This window comes from Marmoricola endophyticus (assembly GCF_014644415.1).
Lineage (GTDB): Bacteria > Actinomycetota > Actinomycetes > Propionibacteriales > Nocardioidaceae > Marmoricola > Marmoricola endophyticus.
Genome location: NZ_BMKQ01000002.1, coordinates 206,656 through 227,897, shown reverse-complemented (window position 1 = coordinate 227,897; position 21,242 = coordinate 206,656). Strand labels below are relative to the sequence as shown.

The following is a 21,242-nucleotide window of genomic DNA, read 5'->3' as shown; positions in this document are numbered from 1 at the left end:
CGCAGCTCGAGCCTGCAGAACGCACCACTCGAGCCTGCAGGGGGCACCACTCAACGGGTAGGGGACGCGCGTCAGCGGAGACCGGCGACCCAGTTGGCGAGCAGGCGGGCGCCGGCGTCCCCGGACTTCTCGGGGTGGAACTGGGTGGCGCACAGCGGGCCGTTCTCGACCGCGGCGACGAACCGGTCCCCCGACCCGGCGGGACCGTGCTCGGCCCAGGTCACCAGCGGGGCCCGGGTGCGGTCGTTGGTGACCAGCGGCCAGGCGCGCGCGGCGTAGGAGTGGACGAAGTAGAACCGCTCCTGCTCGACCCCCTCGAAGAGCGCGGTGCCCGCGGGGACCTCGACGGTGTTCCAGCCCATGTGGGGGACGACGGGCGCCTGCAGCCGTTCGACGACACCCGGCCACTCACCGCAACCGTCGGTGCGTACGCCGTGCTCGATGCCCTCGTCGAACAGCACCTGCATCCCCACGCAGATCCCGAGCACCGGGCGGCCGCCCGCGAGGCGGCGGCCGATGATCTCCGGCCCCTTGACCGACGCCAGCCCCGCCATGCAGGCGGCGTACGCCCCGACGCCGGGGACCACCAGCCCGTCGGCGTCCATCGCGTCCTCGCGCGAGGCGGACAGCGTGACCTCGGCCCCGGCGCGCTCCAGCGCCCGCACCGCCGAGCGGAGGTTGCCCGACCCGTAGTCGAGAACCGTGACCGCCGGGGTCTCGACGCCGCTCGCTGGCGCTCGCTGCTCGACCACCTACAAGGCACCCTTGGTCGACGGCACGCCGCTCTCGCGCGGGTCGTACGCGATCGCGTCACGGAAGGCGCGCGCGAACGCCTTGTACTGCGTCTCGGCGATGTGGTGCGGCTCGCGGCCGGCGAGCACGCGGACGTGCAGGCCGAGGTGGGCGTGGAAGGCCAGCGACTCGAAGACGTGCCGCGTCAGCGACCCGAGGTACGGCACCCCGGACCCGCCGATCAGCACGTGCTCCTGCCCCTCGGGCTCACCGGTGTGCACGCAGTACGGCCGACCGGAGACGTCGACGACCGCCTGCACGAGGGCCTCGTCGAGCGGGACGGTCGCGTCGCCGAAGCGGCGGATGCCCCTCTTGTCCCCCAGCGCCTCGCGCAGCGCCTGACCGAGCACGATCGCGGTGTCCTCGACGGTGTGGTGGGCGTCGATGTGCAGGTCGCCCTCGCTGACCACCGTCAGGTCGACCAGCGAGTGCCGTCCGAAGGCGGTGAGCATGTGGTCGTAGAACCCGACCCCGGTGGACACGTCGACGCGACCGGTGCCGTCGAGGTCGACCTCGACGCTGACCTTGGACTCGCTGGTCCGGCGCTCGACGCGCGCGGTCCGCTTGGGCGTACGACTCATCGGTGGGCTCCCTGCTGCTCGCTGACGAGGCCATTGTCGCCGATCGCGTCCCGGACGGCCTCCAGCGCGGTCACGAACGCGTCCATCTCCGCCGGCGTGCCGACCGAGACCCGCAGCCAGCCGTCGGGGCCGGTCTCGCGGATCAGCACCCCACGGTCGAGGAGTCCCTGCCACACCGCGTGCCGGTCGGCGAAGCGGCCGAAGAGCACGAAGTTGGCGTCGGACTCGGCCACGTCGTACCCGGCCTCGCGGAGGTACCGGACGAGCTCGTCGCGCCCGCGCCGCAGCTCGGCGACCGCGCCGAGCAGCTCCTCGGCGTGACCCAGCGCTGCCAGTGCGGCCGCCTGGGTGACCGACGAGAGGTGGTACGGCAGCCGCACCACCCGCAGCGCGTCGGTGATCGCCGGCGAGGCGGCGAGGTAGCCCAGACGTCCTCCCGCGAGCGCGAACGCCTTGCTCATCGTGCGGGTGACCACGAGGTTCGGGTGGTCGGCGAGCAGCTCCAGCGCGCTCGGCACGCCCGTGCGGCGGAACTCGGCGTACGCCTCGTCGACGACGAGCACCCCGCCCCCGTGCTCGCGCAGCATCGTGGCCAGGGGCGCGACGACCTCCGGCGGCAGCGCGGTGCCGGTGGGGTTGTTCGGCGAGGGGAGCAGCACGACGCTCGGCCGGTGCTCGCCGATCAGCGCCGCCGCGTGGTCGAGGTCGAAGGAGAAGTCCTCGCGACGGCGCCCGGCGACCCAGCCGGTGACGGAGTCACGGGCGTACTCGGGGTACATCGAGTACGTCGGGGCGAACGACACCGCCGTGCGCCCCGGCCCGCCGAAGGCCTGCAGCAGCTGCAGCATCACCTCGTTGGAGCCGTTGGCCGCCCACACCTGGTCGGGCGTGACCGCCACACCCGCCTCGCGGGTGAGGTAGGCCGCCAGCGCCTCGCGCAGCGGGGTGAACTCGCGGTCGGGGTAGCGGTTCAGCGTCGTCGCCGCCGTCGCGACGGCCGCCGCGATGTCCGCGACGCAGCCCGGGCTGGGGGCGTACGGGTTCTCGTTGACGTTGAGCGCGACGGGGACGTCGAGCTGCGGGGCGCCGTACGGCTCGATGCCCTGCAGCTCGTCTCGCAGCGGGGGCGTCCAGCCGGGCTCAGCCACGGCCGAACCTCACCGACACGGCGGCGCCGTGCCCGGGCAGGTCCTCGGCCTCGGCCAGGGCGACGACGTGGTCGGCGACCTCGGCCAGGGCGTCGCGGGAGTACTCGACGACGTGCACCGAGCGCAGGAACGCGCGCACCGAGAGCCCCGAGGAGTGGCAGGCGCAGCCGCCGGTGGGCAGCACGTGGTTCGACCCGGCGCAGTAGTCGCCCAGCGACACCGGGGCGAAGCCGCCGACGAAGATCGCCCCGGCGTTGACCACCCGAGCGGCGTACGACGCGGCGTCGCGGGTCTGGATCTCCAGGTGCTCCGCGGCGTACGCGTTGACCACGTCGACGCCCTGGTCGAGGTCGCGCACGAGCACGACGCCCGACTGGGGACCGGTCAGCGCGGTGCGCACCCGCTCGACGTGACGGGTGGCGGCGACCTGCTTGTCCAGCTCGGCGACGACGTCGTCGGCCAGCTGCGTCGAGTCGGTGACCAGCACCGAGCCCGCCATCGGGTCGTGCTCGGCCTGGCTGAGCAGGTCGGCGGCGACGAACGCCGGGTCGGCGGTCTCGTCGGCCAGGATCGCGATCTCGGTCGGTCCGGCCTCGGAGTCGATGCCCACGACGCCCTGGCCGTTGAGCAGCCGCTTGGCAGCGACGGTGTAGATCGCCCCCGGCCCCGTGACCAGGTCGACCGGCGCGCACGGGCCGGCGCCGTACGCCAGCATCGCGATCGCCTGGGCACCGCCGGCGGCGTACACCTCGTCGACGCCGAGCAGCGCGCACGCCGCCAGGATCGTCGGGTGCGGGAGCCCGCCGTGGGCCTTCTGGGGCGATGACGTCAGCGCGATCGAGCCGACCCCCGCGACCTGTGCCGGCACGACGTTCATCACGACGCTGGAGACCAGCGGGGCGATCCCGCCGGGTACGTACAGACCGACCCGGTCCATCGGGACCATCCGCTGGGAGACCCGCGCGCCGTCGGCCAGGTCGGTCGCGGTGCCCTCCTCCAGCTCCGCATGGCACGTCGCGCGCAGCCGGCGGATCGACTCCTCCAGCCCGGCCCGGACGGCCGGGTCCAGCCCGGCGAGCGCGTCCGCCAGCGCCTGGGCCGGCACCGCGACGGTCTCCTGCTCGACCCCGTCGAAGCGGGCAGAGTAGTCGCGCACGGCCTCCTCGCCGCGGACGCGGACGTCCTCGACGACCGGGCGGACGACCTCGACGGCGGCCTCGACGTCGAACTCCGCGCGCGGGACCACGTCGACGTACGCGCGCCAGCCGGCGTGCTGCCCGGCGGCGGGGGCAGCAGGATCCGGGGTGCGGAGATCGATCGTGCGCAGCATGAGCACGATTCTAGGTTCCGGCGTCCCCTAGGTTGGAGGGGTGACCACGCGGCTGCCGCTCTTCCCGCTCAACACCGTGGCGTTCCCCGGTGTGGCGGTCCCGCTCTACGTCTTCGAGGACCGCTACCGCGCGCTGGTCCGCGACCTGCTGGCCGAGCCCGACCCGACGCAGCGGGTGTTCGGGATCACCTCGATCCGGGAGGGGTACGAGGTCACCGCGCCCGGGGACGGCGAGGGGCACGGGGCCCAGTCGCTGCACACCGTCGGCACCGTCATGCAGCTGACCGAGCACGAGCGCGACGAGGAAGGGACGTTCCAGATCGAGTCCGTCGGCCGCCAGCGCTTCCGCCTGCACCGCATCGACGGCAGCGGGGAGTACGCCGTCGGCGAGGTCGACCTGGTCGAGGACCCGCCCGGCGAGGACCTGACCCCGTCGGCGATCGAGCAGGCAGGCCGCACGCTGCGGACGTTCGAGGCGTACCGCGAGCAGCTCGGCCAGCTCCGCGGCGGCGTGGTGCTCTCCGGCACCTTCCCCACCAGCCCCACCTTCCTGTCCTGGTCGCTGTCGGCCACCTGCCTGCTGACCGGTGCCGAGAAGCAGCGGCTGCTGGAGACCACCGACGCGGAGAGCCGGCTGCTCCTCCTGCGACACCTGCTGGCCGAGGAGATGCGCGCGATGCGCGCCGTCCCCTCCCTGCCCGCGACCGAGGTGTCCCGGCTGCGCTGGTCACCGAACTAGCCGGCCCCGCACCCCACCGTGGTCGCCGCCGTCATCCGACCCGCGGGGGTCTCGACGTCCTCCCTCGCAGAGCTCGGTCGGGCTCGACGCCCTCGCACCACAGGTGGTCGAGCAGGGAGGAGCGCCAGCGACGACCGACGTCGAGACCCCGCGACGTACGCACCGGCTGGACGCACAGGCCGTGGGACGATCGCGGCATGGCGAGGCGCTCGAGCGGCGGCACCCCGGCGACCCGCGCCCTCAGCGGGGCGGGGCTGTCGTACACGCTGCACCCGTACGACCACGACCCGGCCGCCGCGTCCTACGGCACCGAGGCGGCGGCCGCGCTCGGCGTACCCGAGGCGCAGGTGTTCAAGACCCTCCTCGCCGACGTCGACGGGGAGCTGGTGGTGGCCGTCGTCCCGGTGTCGGGCCGGCTCGACCTGAAGGCGCTGGCGGCAGCCGTCGGCGGCAAGAAGGCGGTGATGGCCGACCCGGCACGCGCCGAGCGGGCCACCGGCTACGTCGTCGGCGGGATCTCTCCGCTCGGGCAGAGGCGACGGCTGGCCACGGTCGTCGAAGAGTCGGCGACGGCGCTCACCACGGTGTACGTCTCCGGCGGTCGCCGCGGGCTGGACATCGGGGTCTCCCCCGCCGACCTGGTGCGGCTGCTCGACGCGCGGACGGCGCCGGTCGCCCGGCGCTGACCTCTGGCAGGGTCGGTGCATGACGAGCTCGGTGTCGACCGCGTACTCCCACCTGTCCCACCTCGAGTGCTCGCGCGAGGGCACCCGCGGGCCGCGGTACGACGCGGACGTCGTCCAGGGCACCTCGCAGGTCGGGGCGCCGCTGCTGGCGCGGTACGACCTCGACGCCGTCGCGGCGAGCGTCAGCCCCGCCGAGATCGCGACCCGGGCGCCGGACCTGTGGCGCTACCACGAGCTGCTGCCGGTCCGGGATCCCGCGAGCGTCGTCACCCTCGGCGAGGGGATGACGCCGCTGCTGCCACTCCCCCGGCACGGTGAGCGGCTCGGCGTGCCACGGCTGCTGATGAAGGACGAGGGCCTGGTCCCGACCGGGGCGTTCAAGGCGCGGGGCGCGGCCGTCGGGGTCTCCCGGGCCGCCGAGCTGGGGGTCCGCGGGGTCGCGATGCCGACCAACGGCAACGCCGGCGCCGCCTGGGCGTCGTACGCCGCCCGCGCCGGCATCGGCGCCCTGATCGCGATGCCGGTCGACGCTCCCGAGATCACCCGGCGTGAGTGCGTCGTCGCCGGCGCGGAGCTCTACCTCGTCGACGGTCTGATCGGTGACGCCGGGCGGCTGGTCGGCGCGGCGGTCGGTGAGCGCGAGGGCTACCAGGACACCTCGACGCTCAAGGAGCCGTACCGGATCGAGGGCAAGAAGACGATGGGCCTCGAGATCGCCGAGCAGCTGGGCTGGCGGTTCCCCGACGTGCTGCTCTACCCCACCGGTGGCGGGGTCGGGATCATCGCGATCGCCAAGGCGATGCGCGAGCTGAAGGAGCTCGGCTGGGTCACCGGCGACCTACCGAGGCTGGTTGCCGTGCAGGCGACCGGCTGTGCGCCGATCGTGGACGCGTACGACGCCGGGCTCGACGAGTCGACCGCGCCCGCCGACGCGCACACGATCGCGTTCGGGATCACCGTGCCCAAGGCGCTCGGCGACTTCCTCGTCCTCGACGCCGTCCGCTCGACCGGCGGTACGGCGATCGCCGTCACCGACGACGAGCTGCTCGCCGCGCAGCACCAGCTGGCGCGCGACGAGGGCACCTGGATCTGCCCGGAGGGCGGCGCCTGCTTCGCCGCCGTCGGACAGCTGCGCGAGTCGGGTTGGCTGGACGGCAGCGAGGAGGTCGTGGTGCTCAACACCGGGACCGGGCTGATCTACCCCGACACGGTGGCGGTCGACGTGCCGACGCTGCCCAAGGACGGCGCCATCCCGGGACCGCTCCGATGAGCCCGACCGGCACGCAGGAGCACTCGCCCGGTCGGGTCTTCCGCGCGATCGAGAAGGCCGGGTCGTACGTCCCGCACCCCTTCTGGCTGTTCTGGTACCTCCTCGTCGCCGTGGGCGTCGTGTCCGCGGTCCTCGCGGCCAACGACGCGACCGCGAGGCTGCCCGGCGCCGATAAGCCGACGGTGGTGCGCAACATCCTCTCGGTCGAGGGCCTCCAGCACCTGCTCACGACCTTCGTGGACAACTTCATCGGCTTCCCGCCGCTCGGCGTCGTGCTCGCGGTGCTGCTCGGCGTGGGGGTCGCGGAGCGCTCTGGCTTCCTGCGCACCGCTGTCGCGGCGAGCCTCTCGCGCATCCCGCCGCGGCTGATGCCGGTGGCGGTCTGCTACGTCGCCGGCCAGGGGCACGTCATGGGCGACGCCGCCTTCCTGGTGCTGCCGCCGCTCGCCGCGCTGGCCTTCCGCGCGGTCGGCCGACACCCCGTGGCCGGGATGCTCGGTGCGTTCGCCGGGATCTCCGCCGGCTACGGCTCCGGGCTGATCATCGGGTCGCTGGACGCGAACCTTGCGGCGCTCACGACGGCCGCCGTCCCGGCCGGCACGGACGTGAGCACCTCGATCCTCATGAACTACTGGTTCCAGGCCACCGCCGGGCTGGTGCTGCCGCTGGTGGTCGCGTTCGTCCTGGTCCGCTGGGTGGAGCCGAGCCTCGCGCCGTACGACGAGAGCCGCGAGGTGGACACCTCCGAGGAGGAGCGGCTGGCCGAGGTCACGCCGCGTGAGCGTCGTGCCCTGCTCCGCGCGGTGCTCGCCCTCGCCGTGCTCCTCGTCGCCGTCGCCGCGATGTGGCTGATCCCGGGCGGCCCGCTGCAGGGCGAGGACGGCGCGCTGATCGACTCACCGCTGTTCGGCGGGATCGTGCCGCTGGTGATGCTGAGCTTCCTCGTCGTCGGCATCACGTACGGCGTCAGCGCGGGCACGATCACCCGCATCGACGACGTCCCCCGCCTGATGGCGGACTCCGTCTCGGACATGAAGCTGTTCGTCGTGGTCGCCTTCTCCGCCGGCCAGTTCATCGCGATGTTCGACTGGAGCGGCGTCGGCGACTGGATCGCCGTCGAGGGCTCGACCCTGCTGCGCGACGCCGGCCTGACCGGCATCTGGGCCGTGCTGCTGGCCTTCGTGATCACGTCGGTGCTGGCGCTGGTGATCTTCTCCGGCTCGTCGCTGTGGGCGGTGCTCTCACCGGTCTTCGTCCCGGTCTTCGTGGCGCTCGGGATCCACCCGGCCACGATCCAGGGCGCCTACCGGATCGGCGACTCGGTGATGAACCCGATCTCGCCGCTCAACCCGTACCTCTACGTCCTGGAGGAGTCGGCGCGGAAGTACGACCCCGGCTTCGACATCGGCAAGGTCTTCGCGAGGATGGCGCTGTTCGTGGTTCCCGTGGCGATCTTCTGGCTGGTGATCCTGGTGGTCTTCTACGTGCTCGGCATCCCGTTCGGGCCCGGGACGTCGGTGCTGCTGTGAGCCCGTCCCTCGGCACCGCGATCGACTGGCGGCGCGACCTGCACGCCCACCCGGAGGTCGGCTTCACCGAGTTCCGCACGGCGTCGCGCGCGGCGGGCCACCTGGCCGACCTCGGCTGGCAGGTGGTCGCCGGGCGCGAGGCCATGGCGCCGGACGAACGGCTCGGCGTCCCGGACGACGCCACGCTGGACGCGGCGTACCAGCGCGCGGAGGCCGACGGCGGCGACCCGCGCTTCCTGCCGCAGATGCGCGGCGGGCACACCGCTGTGGTGGCCACCCTCGGCACCGACGGCCCCCACCTCGCGCTGCGCGCGGACACCGACGCGCTGCCGATCCTCGAGTCCGACGCGCCCGGTCACGTGCCGACGGCCGCGGGGTTCGCGTCCTCGTACGCGGGCCAGATGCACGCCTGCGGCCACGACGCCCACGTCGGCATGGCGATGGAGCTGGCCGAGCGGCTCACCGCCGACCCTCCGCCGTGCCGGGTCAGCATCGTCCTGCAGCCGGCCGAGGAGGGTGGACGGGGCGGCCTCGCCACGGCGGCCTCCGGCCTCCTCGACGACGTCGACGTCCTCCTCGCGCTGCACGTCGGGCTCGGGCTTCGCACCGGCGCGCTGGTCGCCTCCAACGACGGGCTGCTGGCCAACTCGAAGATCCGCGCGACCTTCCACGGCCGCGCCGCGCACGCCGCGCTGGCACCGGAGGAGGGTCGCAACGCCCTGCTGGGCGCGGCCTCGGCCACGCTCGCCCTGCAGGGCCTCACCCGGGTGTCCGGTCATCAGACCCGCGTCTCGGTGGGGCGGATCAGTGGCGGCACGGTCTCCAACATCGTCCCGGACCGTGCCGAGCTGCTGCTGGAGACCCGCGCCGACGACGGTGACGTCAACGCCGACCTCGAGCAGCGCGCCCGCGCGATGCTCCAGGGGGCGGCCACGATGCACGGTCTCCAGGTCGACCTGGACCTGATCGGGCGGGTGACCACGGCCGTGGCCGACCCGCCGGCGGTCGAGGCGGTCGCCGCCGCCGCCCGGGCCGTCGGGCTGGACGTCATCGCGATGCCCGACGACGCCGGGCTGGCCAGCGACGACGCCACCGCGTTGATGCGCCGGGTGCAGGACGCCGGTGGGATGGCGACGTACGCCGCCCTCGGCGCCACCCTCGCCGAGGGTCACCACACCCCCGGCTTCGACATCGACGAGGCCGCGCTCGCTCCCGGCGTCGACCTCCTGGAGGCCTGGGTACGCGCGGCGGGCTGAGTCCGGCGAAATCCAGGTGAGCATCGTCGGCGGCTGCACCTACGGTGGGGCCTCGTGTCGACCACCACCCAGAGCGCGCCGACGACGGTCGCGGTGCAACCCGACCCGCAGGACGCGCGCCGCCTCGGTCTGTCCCGGCTGCGCGGTCCCGTCGCCGGGACGGCGCTCGTCGTGGCCGCCCTCGGCGCCTTCGGCCAGGCACTCGGGAGCGTCGCCGCCGGGCGTCTCGCGGAAGCACCGTCGGCGACGCTGGTCTGGCTGCTCGCGCTGGCCGTGGTCGGCGGTGCGGTGCTGGACACCGCCGGTCGGACGACCTGGTCGGCCGTGGTGGACCGGGCCGAGGGCAGGCTGCGGGCCGATCTCGTCACCGCCGCCCTCGACCAGCCGCTCGCGGCGCTCTCCGAGCAGGCCGTCGGGGAGATCCTCGACCGCGTCGACGACGACACCCACGAGATCGGCACCCTGCTGCGCACGGCCGCGTGGGAGGCGCTGCGGACGACGCTGGTCGCCGTGCCGCTGTGGGTCGTCGCGGGCCTGACCTGGTGGCCGATGTGGGCCCTGTTCCCCCTGGCCGCTCTGACGGTATGGCTCTCGGTGCGCCGGATGCTCGTCGACATCAAGGAGCGCCGCGTCGTCGAGGAGATGGCCTGGACCGACCACGCGGCAGCGATGGAGGAGGGCGTCGCCGGTCGTGACGACCTGCGCACCAGCCTCGGCCGCCCGCACCTGCTGCGCCGCACCAGCGAGCTCGCCGCGACCGTCCACGCCCGCTTCGACGCGGTCCTGCGGCTGGAGGTGCGGGTCACCCGGCGGTCCGGCCTGATCCTGCACGGTCTGCTCGCCGGCATCGCCGTGGTCGGCGTGGTGCTGGTCTCCGGCGGAGGGTTGAGCGTCGGTGCCCTGGTGACGCTGTTCCTGGTGACCTCGACCTTCGTCGGCCAGGTCGCCCGGCTGGCCGAGCAGCTGCCGGACCTGCAGGCGGGGCTCGGTGCCGTCGTACGCCTCCGGCAGCTGCTCGAGACACCGGCGGAGCCCGTCGGCGGACTCGCCCTGCCCGGTGCCGACACCGGCGACGCCGCGGACGTGCTCGACCTCGAGCTGCGCGACCTGCACTTCGCCTACCCCGGCCACGACGGCGGGTTCGCGCTCGAGGGTGTCGACGTGCACCTGCCCGCGGGCCGCACGCTCGCCCTCGTCGGTCGCACCGGGTCCGGCAAGTCGACGATCGTCTCGCTGCTCTCACGAGCCGTCGAGCCGGAGCCGGGCAGCGTCCTGCTCGGCGGACGCGACGTCCGCGAGCTCGATCTGGGTGCGCTGCGGCGCGCCGTCGGGGTGGTCAGCCAGCGCACCGAGATCCTGGCCGGCACCTTGGCCGAGAACATCGCGCTCTACGGCACGGTCCCCCGTGGGCGGATCGAGGCCGCCGTGGCCGAGCTCGGCATCGAGGCCTGGGTCGCCGGGCTGCCGAGCGGGCTGGACACGGTCCTCGGACCCGGCGGAGTGACGCTGTCGGCCGGGGAGGAGCAGCTCGTCGCGTTCGCGCGGCTGCTCGTCCGGGACGTCCGCGTCGTGGTGCTGGACGAGGCGACCGCCCGGATGGACCCGTACACCGAGGCCCAGGTGGTCCGGGCCGCCGACCGGCTGCTGGCCGGCCGGACCGGCGTGCTGGTCGCCCACCGGCTCACCACGATCGCCCGGGCCGACGACGTCGTCGTCCTCGAGGCCGGCCGCGTGGTCCAGCAGGGTCCGCGTCGCCGCCTCGCCGCCGAGCCGGGCCCGCTGCGCTCGCTGCTCGACGCCGCGGGCTTCGGACCGGGCTTCGGCGCGGAGGTCGAGGCCCCGCCGGCGCCCACCGGACCGAGCGGCGGGCCGGTCGCGGTCGGTGCGGCCCGCCGGGCGGGCACCCCGCCGGTCCGTCCCGTGCCGGACACCGGCCCTCCCCTGCGCCGACTCGTGGCCCGGGTGCTCTCGATCCACCCGTGGTGGGGTCTGTTCCCGGCGTTCCTCTTCCTGCTCAGCGCGGTGGTCGGCGCCTTCGGTGCCGTCACCGGCCTCGTGTGGGGACTGACCGTCCAGGACCTGCGGGACTCCTCGGGCACGCCCTGGGCCCTCGTGGCTGCGGTGGCGGCGTCGCTGCTGGCGGCCCCGCTCCTGCTCGCTCGGGCGATCCGCGGCTACCCGCGCTGGTGGATCGCGGTGATGCTGCGGGTGCGGACCTCGGTCCTCGCCGGGCAGACCGCTCAGCGCCGGCTGACCCGTACGCCGCCCGGCGAGATCGTCGCCCGGGCGATGGACGCCGACCGGCTGGCGCGGTACGCCGACCGGTGGGTGGACGTCGTCAACGGCCTGGTGGTCGCCGCCCTGACGTCGACGCTCGCGCTCGACGTCTGGGCGGGACTCGTGCTGCTGGTGGTGATGGCGGTCTCCGCGGTCGCCTCGGTGATCGGTGCGCCGTACGCCGGGCGCGCGTCGGCCACGGCGTCGGCCAGCCGCGCCGCCTTCGGCCGGTCCCTGGTCTCCTCGCTCGACTCCGCACGCACCCTGAAGCTCGCCGCGGCCACCGACGACGCGCGTGCCCACCTCGCGCGGGTCGACGCCGGGCGGGTGGACGCGGCCGTCCGTGAGCACCGCGTGCTGGCCCTGCTGGAGGGGGTGCCCGTCGTGGCCGTCCAGCTCGGCGTGGTCACCGCCTGGGCCGTGCTGCTCGCCGGGGGGTGGGACCTCGCCACCGCGCTGCTGGTCTCGGGCGCCGTGCTCGGCTTCGGGTGGTTCGGCCAGGTCGCGGCCCGGGTCATCACGGAGGCACCCGGCGTCCGCGCGTGGGCCCGCGTGACCACCCGGCTCGCCGGGGGCGGCGACCTGATGGCGCTGCCCGACGACGTCGACCTCGTGGCCGGGCGCGCCCCTGCGCCCGAGCCGGCCACCACCGAACCCCTGCGGTCGGTGGAGCTCCGCGACCTCGGGGCGGTCCACGACGACGGCACCCTCGGCGTCGGCGGTGTCGACCTCGTCGTGGGCCGTGGCGAGCTGGTCCTCCTGGTCGGGCAGGTCGGCTCCGGCAAGTCCAGCCTGCTGGGGGCCCTCGCCGGGCTGGTCAGCACCACCGGTGACCTGAGCTGGAACGGCGTCGCGGTCACCGACCCCGAGACCTTCCTGCGGCCGGGTCAGGTGAGCTACGTGGCGCAGGTGCCCCGGGTTCTCTCGGGGACGTTCGGCGCGAACGTGCTCCTCGACCACCCCGGCCGCGCGCTGCACCCGGCGGTCGACGATGCCCGCCTCGCCCGCGACCTGTCGGACGCCGGCGGTCCCGAGGCCCTCGTCGGGCACCGCGGGGTCCGGCTCTCGGGCGGGCAGGTGCAGCGACTCGCGCTCGCGCGTGCGCTGGCCACACGAGCGGAGCTGGTCCTCGCCGACGACGTGTCGTCGGCCCTCGACGCGACCACCGAGATCGAGCTGTGGACCGCGCTGCGCGCGCGTGGAAGCACCGTGATCGGCTCGACGTCGAAGGCCGCCGCCCTCGCACTGGCCGACACCGTCCTGGTGGTCGTCGACGGGCGGATCGCCGACCGGGGACCGTGGGAGCGGCTGCGCGGCGACTGGGCGCACCTCGCGGGCTGACCCGTCAGGGTCGGGTCTGCTTCTCCGCCCCCCACAGCGATGCCGTGGCGGCGACCAGGAACCCGAGAGGCCAGGCCAGCACGACCGCGTGGGAGATCAGGGTCAGCGACGTGGTGAGGGTCGTCCCCGGCCGGGCCGCGCGGATCTCCGAGCGAGGGACGTGCGCCAGCGCGCCGCCGAGCCAGAGGGCGAGGTACGCCGCACCGACGCTCGCGACGATGCCGAGCACCACGACCAGCAGCGGGTCGCGCCGTGGCCGCAGCAGACCGAACCCGGCGACCAGCCCGCCGACCACGCCGACCACCGCGAACCAGCCGTCGGCACTGACCTTCACACCGAGCTGCGCCTGGTCCATCACGGCGTTGTCCTCGGTGCGCAGCACGGTCGGTGCCGTGGCCACCCACTGCCAGACCACCCCGGCGACCAGCCCGAGGACGACGAACACGACCAGCACCCATGCGACGTCTCGGCGTCGGTCAGGTGACGGGGCACTCGTCGGGGTCGGGACGGGGTCGGTGGCGGTGGACATCAGTCGTCATTCCAGCACACGGGTCCCCGCGGCGCTGCCCGTGCCTCAGCCCAGGCAGCCCGGCCCGAGCAGCTGCTTGAGGTCGGCGGACAGCGCAGCGGAGGGGCGTACCCGCAGCCGGTCGTCGAGCCGGAGCACCTTGGTCCCGTCCCGCGCCATCAGCCGCAGGCGTACCTCGGTGGTGCCCGGGTGGGTCCCGAGCACCTCCTTGAGCTGGGTCACCACCGGCGGCGTGCACCGGGTCGACGGCAGGGAGACCACGACCGGCCCGGACTCGGTGTCCAGGGCCGCCGGGCTGAGCTCGCGGCCGTGGATCTCCGGCTGCTCCTTCTCCTTGCTCAGCGAGCCCTTGACCACCACGACGGTGTCCTCGACCAGCAGCGGTGCCACCAGCTGGTACGTCTGGGGGAAGAACAGCACGTCGATGCCGCCCTCGAGGTCCTCGACCGTCACGGCGGCCCACATGTCGCCCCGCTTGGTGGTACGTCGTACGACCGAGGTGATCAGCCCGGCCACGGTCACCGGCTCGCGGTTCGACCGGGACTCGTCGACCAGCAGCTGGCCGATGCTGACGTCGGCAGCCGCGGCGAGCACGTGCTCGAGCCCGGTCAGCGGGTGGTCGGAGACGTAGAGTCCGAGCATCTCGCGCTCGTGGGCGAGCAGGGTCGTCTTGTCCCACTCCGGGACGTCCGGCACGGAGACCGAGGTCCCCCAGGCACCGCTCTCCCCCGGCTCCTCGAGATCGGCGAACAGCGAGTCCTGCCCGATCGCCTCGTTTCGCTTGATGTCGACGAACTGGTCGACCGCCGACTCGTGGACGGTCACCAGCGCGCGGCGGCCGTGCCCCAGCGAGTCGAACCCGCCGCCCTTGACCAGCGACTCGATCAGCCGCTTGTTGCACACCTGGGCCGGCACCTTGGACATGAAGTCGCCGAAGTCGGTGAACCGGCCCTTCTCGCGCCGCGTGGAGACGATCTGCTCGACGACGTTCGCGCCGACGTTGCGGATGGCGGTCAGGCCGAAGCGGATGTCGGTCCCGACCGGGGTGAAGTTCGCCTCGGAAGAGTTGACGTCGGGCGGCAGGACGTGGATCTTCATCCGTCGGCACTCGCCGAGGTAGATCGCCATCTTGTCCTTGTCGTCCTTGACCGACGTGAGCAGCGCGGCCATGTACTCGGCCGGGTAGTTGGCCTTGAGGTACGCCGTCCAGTACGACACGACGCCGTACGCCGCCGAGTGCGCCTTGTTGAAGGCGTAGTCGGAGAACGGCAGCAGGATGTCCCACAGCGTCTGGATGGCGTTCTCGGAGTAGCCGCGCTCGGTCATCCCGCCCGAGAAGGCCTCGAACTGCTTGTCCAGCTCGGCCTTCTTCTTCTTGCCCATCGCGCGACGCAGGATGTCCGCCTGGCCCAGGCTGTAGCCGGCGAGCTTCTGCGCGATCGCCATCACCTGCTCCTGGTAGACGATCAGCCCGTAGGTGTCGCCCAGGACGTCGGCCAGCGGCTCGGCGAGCTCGGGATGGATCGCCTCGACCGGCTCGCGCCCGGTCTTGCGGCGGGCGTACTTGTTGTGCGAGTCCGCGCCCATCGGTCCGGGGCGGTAGAGCGCACCGACCGCGGAGATGTCCTCGAAGTTGTCCGGCTGCATGCTGCGCAGCAGCGCCCGCATCGGGCCGCCGTCGAGCTGGAAGACGCCGAGCGTGTCGCCCTTCTGCAGCAGGGAGTACGTCGCCGGGTCGTCGAGCTCGAGGTCCTCCAGCACGACCTTCTCGCCCCGGTTGGTCTCGATGTTGATCAGCGCGTCGTCGAGGATGGTGAGGTTGCGCAGCCCCAGGAAGTCCATCTTGATCAGCCCGAGCGTCTCGCACGTCGGGTAGTCGAACTGGGTGATGATCGCGCCGTCGGCCTCGCGCTTCATCACCGGGATGACGTCCATCAGCGGTGCGCTGGACATGATCACCCCGGCGGCGTGGACGCCCCACTGCCGCTTGAGGCCCTCGATGCCGATCGCGGTGTCCACGACCGTCTTGACGTCGCTCTCCTGGTCGTAGAGCGCACGGAACTCGCCGCCCTCGCCGTAGCGGTCGTGCGAGGTCTCGAAGAGCTGCTTGAGCGGGACGTCCTTGCCCATCACCGCCGCCGGCATCGCCTTGGTGATCCGGTCGCCCATCGAGAACGGGTAGCCGAGGATGCGGCTGGAGTCCTTGACGGCCTGCTTGGCCTTGATGGTGCCGTACGTGACGATCATCGAGACCCGGTCGTCGCCGTACTTCTCGGTGACGTAGCGGATCACCTCGCTGCGCCGACGCTCGTCGAAGTCGATGTCGAAGTCGGGCATCGAGACGCGGTCGGGGTTGAGGAACCGCTCGAAGATCAGACCGTGCTTGAGCGGGTCGAGGTCGGTGATCCGCATCGCGTACGCGACCATCGAGCCCGCCCCGGACCCGCGGCCGGGCCCGACCCGGATGCCGGAGTCCTTGGCCCAGTTGATGAAGTCGGCGACGACGAGGAAGTAGCCGGGGAACCCCATCTGGTTGATGACGTCCAGCTCGTACTCGGCCTGGGCACGGACCTCGTCGGGGATGCCGTCGGGGTAGCGGAACCGCAGACCCTTCTCGACCTCCTTGACCAGCCACGACGTCTCGTCCTCGCCGGGCGGGCAGGGGTAGGCCGGCATGTAGTTGGCGCCGGTGTCGAACTCGACCTCGCAGCGCTCCGCGATCAGCAGCGTGTTGTCGCAGGCCTCGGGAAGGTCCTTCCACAGCGAGCGCATCTCGGCCGCGGACTTGATGTAGTAGCCCGTGCCGTCGAACTTGAACCGCTTCGGGTCGCTCATCACGCTGCCCGAGGACACGCAGAGCAGGTGCTCCTGCGCCGACGCGTCCTCCTCGAGGACGTAGTGGGAGTCGTTGGTGGCCAGCGTCGGGATCTGCAGGTCCTTGCTCAGCCGCAGCAGGTCGTCGCGGACCCGGTTCTCGATCGCGAGCCCGTGGTCCATCAGCTCGAGGAAGTAGGAGTCCCTGCCGAGGATGTCCTGGAAGTCGGCGGCCGCCTGGCGGGCCTCGGCGTACTGCCCGAGGCGCAGCCGGGTCTGCACCTCGCCCGACGGGCAGCCGGTGGTGCCGATGATCCCCTCGGCGTGCTGGGCCAGCAGCTCGCGGTCGATCCGCGGCTTGTAGAAGAACCCCTCGATGCCGGCCCGGGAGGAGAGCCGGAACAGGTTGTGCATGCCGACGGTGGACTCGGCCAGCAGCGTCATGTGGGTGTACGCCCCGGAGCCCGACACGTCGTCGCCGCCACCGTCGCCCCAGCGGACCCGCTTGCGCTCACCGCGGGGGGTGTTGGGGGTGGCGTACGCCTCCATCCCGATGATCGGCTTCACACCGTGCTGGCGCGCCTTGGACCAGAACTCGTACGCCCCGAACACGTTGCCGTGGTCGGTCATCGCGATCGCGTCCATGCCGAGCTCGGCGGTGCGCGCGAACAGCTCGTCGAGCCGGGCCGCACCGTCGAGCATGGAGTACTCGGTGTGGACGTGCAGGTGCGCGAACCCGTCGCGTGGCATCGGTGGTGGCTCACCCTTCCCTCGAGCGGCGTACGACAGCCACGGGGCAGCCGCGCGGGCCGCTCCAGGGTCTGGCGTGGATCAGTGGTCGTGCAGTCTGCCGGGCAGCGCCGACAGTCCGGGGAAGATCATCCACCCTAGGTCAGCGACGCGCGTCTCCCGGCCACCTCAGCGCGGGTGTCGGAGCCGGCCCCGAGGGTGACCTCGGCGCCGGCCGCTCACCCGTGCTCAGCGCAGGCTGGCGAGCAGCTGCGCCTTGGTCTTGCGGGAGTAGCCAGCGACACCCTGGGCCCGTGCCTCGGCGCGCAGCCGGGTGACCGTCCAGGACTCGTCGGGCACCTGCTCGGTGGCCGGTACGACGCTCGCCCCGGCGCCCGCGTCGGCGGCCTCGGTGCGCTCCTGGGCATTCTGCTCGACGGCCGCCTCGACGACCTTGCGGGCCTTGCGGTCCGCCTTGGCCTTCTGCTTGGCCTTGTCGGCCCGGTCGACCTGACGCGCGAGCTTCTTCTCCAGGGCCACCGCGGACTTCTGCGCGTCCTTGGCCTGGCTCTTCCACTTCTCGGCCTTCGCCTCGGCCTTGGCGAGTCGCGCGCGCAGCTTCTCGGTCGTGGCGGTCAGCTCGCGCTCGATCTTGCTCGGCGATGTCTTCTTCTTGGCCATGGGTGGCAGCCGTCCTCGTTGTCGTCGCGACCCCGCCGACGTGGTGCCGCCGGGTCTGTGTGGCGCATGCCTACCTGATCAGGGTGAACGCCGGAAGAACCCGGCGCCGAGCGCTCTTCAACGCCGCCGGCCGCTCTTGCGCTTGACCGGGACCGACAGCACGGAGTCCTCGCCCTCGGCGTCCTCGGCAGTCTCCGTGTCTCCCGCGTCTCCCGTGTCGCCGTCGGCGTCCGCCGCGTCGAGCGGCACCGTCTCGTCCTCCGTCACCGGCGCGTCGGCCGGTCCCGGGTCGAGGCTGACCTCGTCCGCGCCCTCGGGAGCGTCCGGCTCCTCGGGGACCGCGGAGACGTCCGGGGCGTCGACGGGCGGACCGGCGGCGCGTCGTGCCGTACGACGACGACCCGAGGTGACCACCGCAGGAGCGGGGTCGACCGGTGCCGACGGGGTGTCTCCCGACGCGGTCTCCTCCGACGGTGCGACGGGCACGGCCGGGGTGTCGGCCGTCGTCTCGGTCGGGGTCTCGGTCGGGGTCTCGGCCGTCGTCTCGGTGGGGACATCCTTCGGTGCCTCGGCCACCTCCTGCTGCTCGTCGAGCGGCGCCTTGTCGGCGTTCTCGGCCCGGGCGATCGCGGCGACGTCGGCGGGCGACGGCGCGTGCGAGCCGTTGCTCCCGTTCGAGGACGACCCGCCGTTGCGGTTCTGCGAGCCGCCACCGTTGCCGTTCTGGGACCCGCCGTTGCCACCGTTCCCCCGGCCCCGGCGACCGCCGCCGCGGCGGGAGTCGTCCTCCCGCTTGGTCGAGGGCTCGATCGGGTGCTCGTGGACCGTCAGCCCACGGCCCTTGCAGTGCGTGCACTCCTCGCTGAACGCCTCGAGCAGCCCGGTGCCGATCCGCTTGCGGGTCATCTGCACCAGACCCAGCGAGGTCACCTCGGCGACCTGGTGACGGGTGCGGTCACGACCGAGGCACTCGACCAGCCGGCGCAGCACGAGGTCACGGTTGGACTCGAGGACCATGTCGATGAAGTCGACGACGACGATGCCGCCGATGTCGCGCAGCCGCAGCTGACGGACGATCTCCTCCGCGGCCTCGAGGTTGTTCTTGGTGACCGTCTCCTCGAGGTTGCCGCCGGACCCGGTGAACTTCCCCGTGTTGACGTCGACGACGGTCATCGCCTCGGTGCGGTCGATGATCAGCGACCCACCGGACGGCAGCCAGACCTTGCGGTCCAGGCCCTTGGCGATCTGCTCGTCCACCCGGTGGGCGGCGAACAGGTCGACCCCGTCGCGGTCGTCGGGCTGGTAGTGCTCGAGCCGCTCACGCAGCTCCGGCGCGACGTGGCTGACGTACCCGTCGACCAGCTCCCAGGCGTCCTGGCCCTGGACGACGAGACGGGAGAAGTCCTCGGTGAACAGGTCACGGACGACCTTGAGCGTCAGGTCCGGCTCGCCGTAGAGCAGCTGCGGGGCGCCGCCCTTGCCGCCGCCGGCCTTCACCTTCTCCTCGATGTCGCTCCACCGCGCGGTGAGCCGCTCGACGTCCTTGGTCAGCTCCTCCTCGGAGGCGCCCTCGGCGGCCGTACGCACGATGACGCCGGCGCTGTCCGGGACGATCTCCTTGAGCAGCTTCTTCAGCCGCCCGCGCTCGCCCTCGGGGAGCTTGCGTGAGATGCCAGACGTCGTGCCGTCCGGGACGTAGACCAGGAACCGGCCGGGCAGGCTGACCTGACTGGTCAACCGTGCGCCCTTGTGGCCGATCGGGTCCTTCGAGACCTGCACCAGCACCGGCTGTCCCGGGGAGAGCACCGACTCGATCGTGCGCGGCTGGCCGTCCTTGGCTCCGAGCGCCTTCCAGTTGACCTCTCCGGCGTACAGCACGGCGTTACGGCCCTTGCCGATGTCGATGAACGCGGCCTCCATCGAGGGCAGGACGTTCTGCACCCGGCCGAGGTAGACGTTGCCGATCATCGAGGTCTGCGACTCCCGCGAGACGTAGTGCTCGACGAGCACCTTGTCCTCGAGCACGCCGATCTGGGTGAGGTCCTCACGCTGGCGCACCACCATCGTGCGCTCGACGGACTCGCGGCGAGCCAGGAACTCCGCCTCGCTCACGATCGGGGCGCGACGCCGGCCGGCCTCCCTGCCCTCGCGGCGACGCTGCTTCTTCGCCTCCAACCGGGTCGACCCGGAGAGCGCGGTGATCTCGTCCTCGGGGTTGCGGCTGCGACGCTCGCCGTCGCCGTTCCCACCGCCGCCACCGCCGCGCCGACGGCGGCTGCGTCGACGCCGACTGCCGGAGCCCTGTCCGTTCTCGTCGCCGGACTGGTCGTCGCCGGACTGGTCGTCAGCGGACTGGTCGTCAGCGGAGCCGTCGCCCGACTCGGACGTGTCGGCACCCTCGGACCCGGCCGCGTCGTCGCTGTCGGCGGAGGCGTCGCCACCCTCACCGCCACCTCCACCGCGACGGCGCCGCCGGCCGCCGCGGCGTCGCGGCCGCCGTCGAGCACCCGAGCCGTCGCCCGAGTCCTCCGAGTCCTCCGAGTCCTCCGAGTCCTCGGAGCTGCCCGAGCTCTTCGGGCTCTTCGGGCTCTCGGGAGCCTGCTCGTCGCCCTGCCCCGCACCGGCCTCGGGTCCGGCGCTCTCGGTGCCCTCCGCAGCGGTCGCGCTCTCGCCGTCGGCGTCGGCCTTCTTCTTGCCGGACTTCTTCTTGCCGGACTTCTTCTTCGGGGCCTGGTCGGAGTCCTCCGCCGCCTCGGTCGTGGACTGGCCTGCGTCCTGTGCGTCGGGCGCGGACGGGGTCTCGGACTTCTCGGACTTCTTCTTGCCCGACTTCTTCTTGGCGGGCTTCTGCTCCTGCTCGCCGGCGGACTCGTCGGTCGCCTCAGACGCCTCCGACGCCTGCGCGGAGTCCGGCTTGGCCGTAGCCGACTTCTTCGTGGTCCGCTTCGCCGTGGCCTTCTTCGCGGGCGCCGAGGGCTCCTCGGCGCTCTCGGCGGCGGCCACGGTCTGCTCGGTCGTCTGCTCCGACGGCGGCTCGGCGGGAGGAGCAGCCTTGCGAGTCGCGCGCTTGCGCACGGTCGTCGTCACCGCCGGCGGCTGGAAGAGGGGCGCCTGCCCACCGGTCGGCTCGGCCGGGGTCTCGGCGGTGGTGTCGTCGGCGGTGTCGGCCGGGGCCGCCGCGGCAGCGGCGCTCTTCCGGGGCCGACGTGCCGCGGCCTTCTTCGCCGGGGCCGCGGTGGTGGGACCGTCCCCACCGGCCGCCTCGACGTCGCCGGTGGCGGCATCGGTCGGGGTGGGAGCAGCCGTCTTGCGCACGGCACGCTTGCGCGGGGCCGGCTTGTCGGCCGCGGGCGCCTGCTCGGTGGGGGCCACGCTCCCGCCGTCCTGCTCGGTCGCGTCGGTCGGGTTCTCAGGATCGAGCATGTGCGCTCCTCGGGCGCCGGGCGGGTGCGGAGCACCCCCGGCGCGGTGTCGTACGGCGGCCGGGCGAGCCCGACTGCCGAAAAGCCTCTACTGGTGCGGCGACACCCTCCGCGTCAA

14 protein-coding genes are annotated in these 21,242 nt (G+C 73.1%); 6 read left to right on the top strand and 8 right to left on the bottom strand.

The window, feature by feature from the left end:
• Positions 1-71: 71 nt before the first annotated feature.
• From hisH to hisD, 4 genes are read right to left on the bottom strand one after another with little or no spacing between them, the layout of a single operon-like run.
• Positions 72-752, bottom strand: coding sequence for an imidazole glycerol phosphate synthase subunit HisH (gene hisH, locus IEX42_RS17670; protein WP_188781394.1), 681 nt, complete (start codon positions 750-752; stop codon positions 72-74).
• Positions 753-1,373 carry an imidazoleglycerol-phosphate dehydratase HisB gene (gene hisB, locus IEX42_RS17665; protein WP_188781393.1) on the bottom strand — a complete coding sequence of 207 codons (621 nt, stop codon included), beginning with the start codon at positions 1,371-1,373 and terminating at the stop codon, positions 753-755.
• Positions 1,370-2,521 (bottom strand): histidinol-phosphate transaminase, encoded by a 1,152-nt coding sequence (locus tag IEX42_RS17660; RefSeq protein WP_188781392.1) that lies wholly within the window; start codon positions 2,519-2,521, stop codon positions 1,370-1,372. The genes hisB and IEX42_RS17660 overlap by 4 nt, the downstream gene beginning before the upstream one ends.
• Positions 2,514-3,851 carry a histidinol dehydrogenase gene (gene hisD, locus IEX42_RS17655; RefSeq protein ID WP_188781391.1) on the bottom strand — a complete coding sequence of 446 codons (1,338 nt, stop codon included), beginning with the start codon at positions 3,849-3,851 and terminating at the stop codon, positions 2,514-2,516. Before hisD ends, IEX42_RS17660 begins: the two co-directional genes overlap by 8 nt.
• A 40-nt stretch (positions 3,852-3,891) precedes the next feature.
• Between hisD and IEX42_RS17650 the strand changes: the two genes are divergently transcribed.
• From IEX42_RS17650 to IEX42_RS17625, 6 genes are all read left to right on the top strand, one after another.
• Positions 3,892-4,590 (top strand): LON peptidase substrate-binding domain-containing protein, encoded by a 699-nt coding sequence (locus IEX42_RS17650; protein ID WP_188781390.1) that lies wholly within the window; start codon positions 3,892-3,894, stop codon positions 4,588-4,590.
• A 197-nt stretch (positions 4,591-4,787) separates the two neighbouring features.
• Complete coding sequence (gene ybaK / locus IEX42_RS17645; protein ID WP_188781389.1) at positions 4,788-5,276, top strand: Cys-tRNA(Pro) deacylase; 489 nt, start codon at positions 4,788-4,790, stop codon at positions 5,274-5,276.
• Positions 5,277-5,295: 19 nt separating this feature from the next.
• A complete protein-coding gene (locus IEX42_RS17640) occupies positions 5,296-6,546 on the top strand; it encodes a threonine synthase (RefSeq protein ID WP_188781388.1) in 1,251 nt (416 codons plus the stop codon).
• Positions 6,543-8,075 carry an AbgT family transporter gene (locus IEX42_RS17635; protein WP_188781387.1) on the top strand — a complete coding sequence of 511 codons (1,533 nt, stop codon included), beginning with the start codon at positions 6,543-6,545 and terminating at the stop codon, positions 8,073-8,075. Before IEX42_RS17640 ends, IEX42_RS17635 begins: the two co-directional genes overlap by 4 nt.
• Positions 8,072-9,331, top strand: coding sequence for an amidohydrolase (locus tag IEX42_RS17630; protein WP_188781386.1), 1,260 nt, complete (start codon positions 8,072-8,074; stop codon positions 9,329-9,331). The genes IEX42_RS17635 and IEX42_RS17630 overlap by 4 nt, the downstream gene beginning before the upstream one ends.
• A 54-nt stretch (positions 9,332-9,385) precedes the next feature.
• Positions 9,386-12,949 (top strand): ATP-binding cassette domain-containing protein, encoded by a 3,564-nt coding sequence (locus IEX42_RS17625; RefSeq protein WP_188781385.1) that lies wholly within the window; start codon positions 9,386-9,388, stop codon positions 12,947-12,949.
• 4 nt (positions 12,950-12,953) lie between these two features.
• On the opposite strand, the gene IEX42_RS17620 is transcribed toward IEX42_RS17625, so the two are convergent.
• From IEX42_RS17620 to IEX42_RS17605, 4 genes are all read right to left on the bottom strand, one after another.
• Positions 12,954-13,478 (bottom strand): hypothetical protein, encoded by a 525-nt coding sequence (locus tag IEX42_RS17620; protein ID WP_188781384.1) that lies wholly within the window; start codon positions 13,476-13,478, stop codon positions 12,954-12,956.
• A gap of 45 nt (positions 13,479-13,523) precedes the next feature.
• Positions 13,524-17,042 (bottom strand): DNA polymerase III subunit alpha, encoded by a 3,519-nt coding sequence (dnaE, locus tag IEX42_RS17615; RefSeq protein ID WP_188781383.1) that lies wholly within the window; start codon positions 17,040-17,042, stop codon positions 13,524-13,526.
• Between the two features lie 228 nt (positions 17,043-17,270).
• Positions 17,271-17,702, bottom strand: coding sequence for a hypothetical protein (locus tag IEX42_RS17610; protein ID WP_188781382.1), 432 nt, complete (start codon positions 17,700-17,702; stop codon positions 17,271-17,273).
• A 117-nt stretch (positions 17,703-17,819) separates the two neighbouring features.
• Positions 17,820-21,125, bottom strand: a complete 3,306-nt coding sequence (locus IEX42_RS17605; RefSeq protein ID WP_188781381.1) for an Rne/Rng family ribonuclease — start codon at positions 21,123-21,125, stop codon at positions 17,820-17,822.
• Positions 21,126-21,242: the final 117 nt, after the last annotated feature.

Bases quoted from the DNA above. Each gene is read 5' to 3' on its own strand.
- hisB (WP_188781393.1), bottom strand. From the start codon at position 1,373: ATGAGTCGTACGCCCAAGCGGACCGCGCGCGTCGAGCGCCGGACCAGC.
- hisD (WP_188781391.1), bottom strand. From the start codon at position 3,851: ATGCTGCGCACGATCGATCTCCGCACCCCGGATCCTGCTGCCCCCGCC.
- ybaK (WP_188781389.1), top strand. From the start codon at position 4,788: ATGGCGAGGCGCTCGAGCGGCGGCACCCCGGCGACCCGCGCCCTCAGC.
- IEX42_RS17640 (WP_188781388.1), top strand. From the start codon at position 5,296: ATGACGAGCTCGGTGTCGACCGCGTACTCCCACCTGTCCCACCTCGAG.
- IEX42_RS17635 (WP_188781387.1), top strand. From the start codon at position 6,543: ATGAGCCCGACCGGCACGCAGGAGCACTCGCCCGGTCGGGTCTTCCGC.
- IEX42_RS17620 (WP_188781384.1), bottom strand. From the start codon at position 13,478: ATGTCCACCGCCACCGACCCCGTCCCGACCCCGACGAGTGCCCCGTCA.
- dnaE (WP_188781383.1), bottom strand. From the start codon at position 17,042: ATGCCACGCGACGGGTTCGCGCACCTGCACGTCCACACCGAGTACTCC.
- IEX42_RS17610 (WP_188781382.1), bottom strand. From the start codon at position 17,702: ATGGCCAAGAAGAAGACATCGCCGAGCAAGATCGAGCGCGAGCTGACC.
- IEX42_RS17605 (WP_188781381.1), bottom strand. From the start codon at position 21,125: ATGCTCGATCCTGAGAACCCGACCGACGCGACCGAGCAGGACGGCGGG.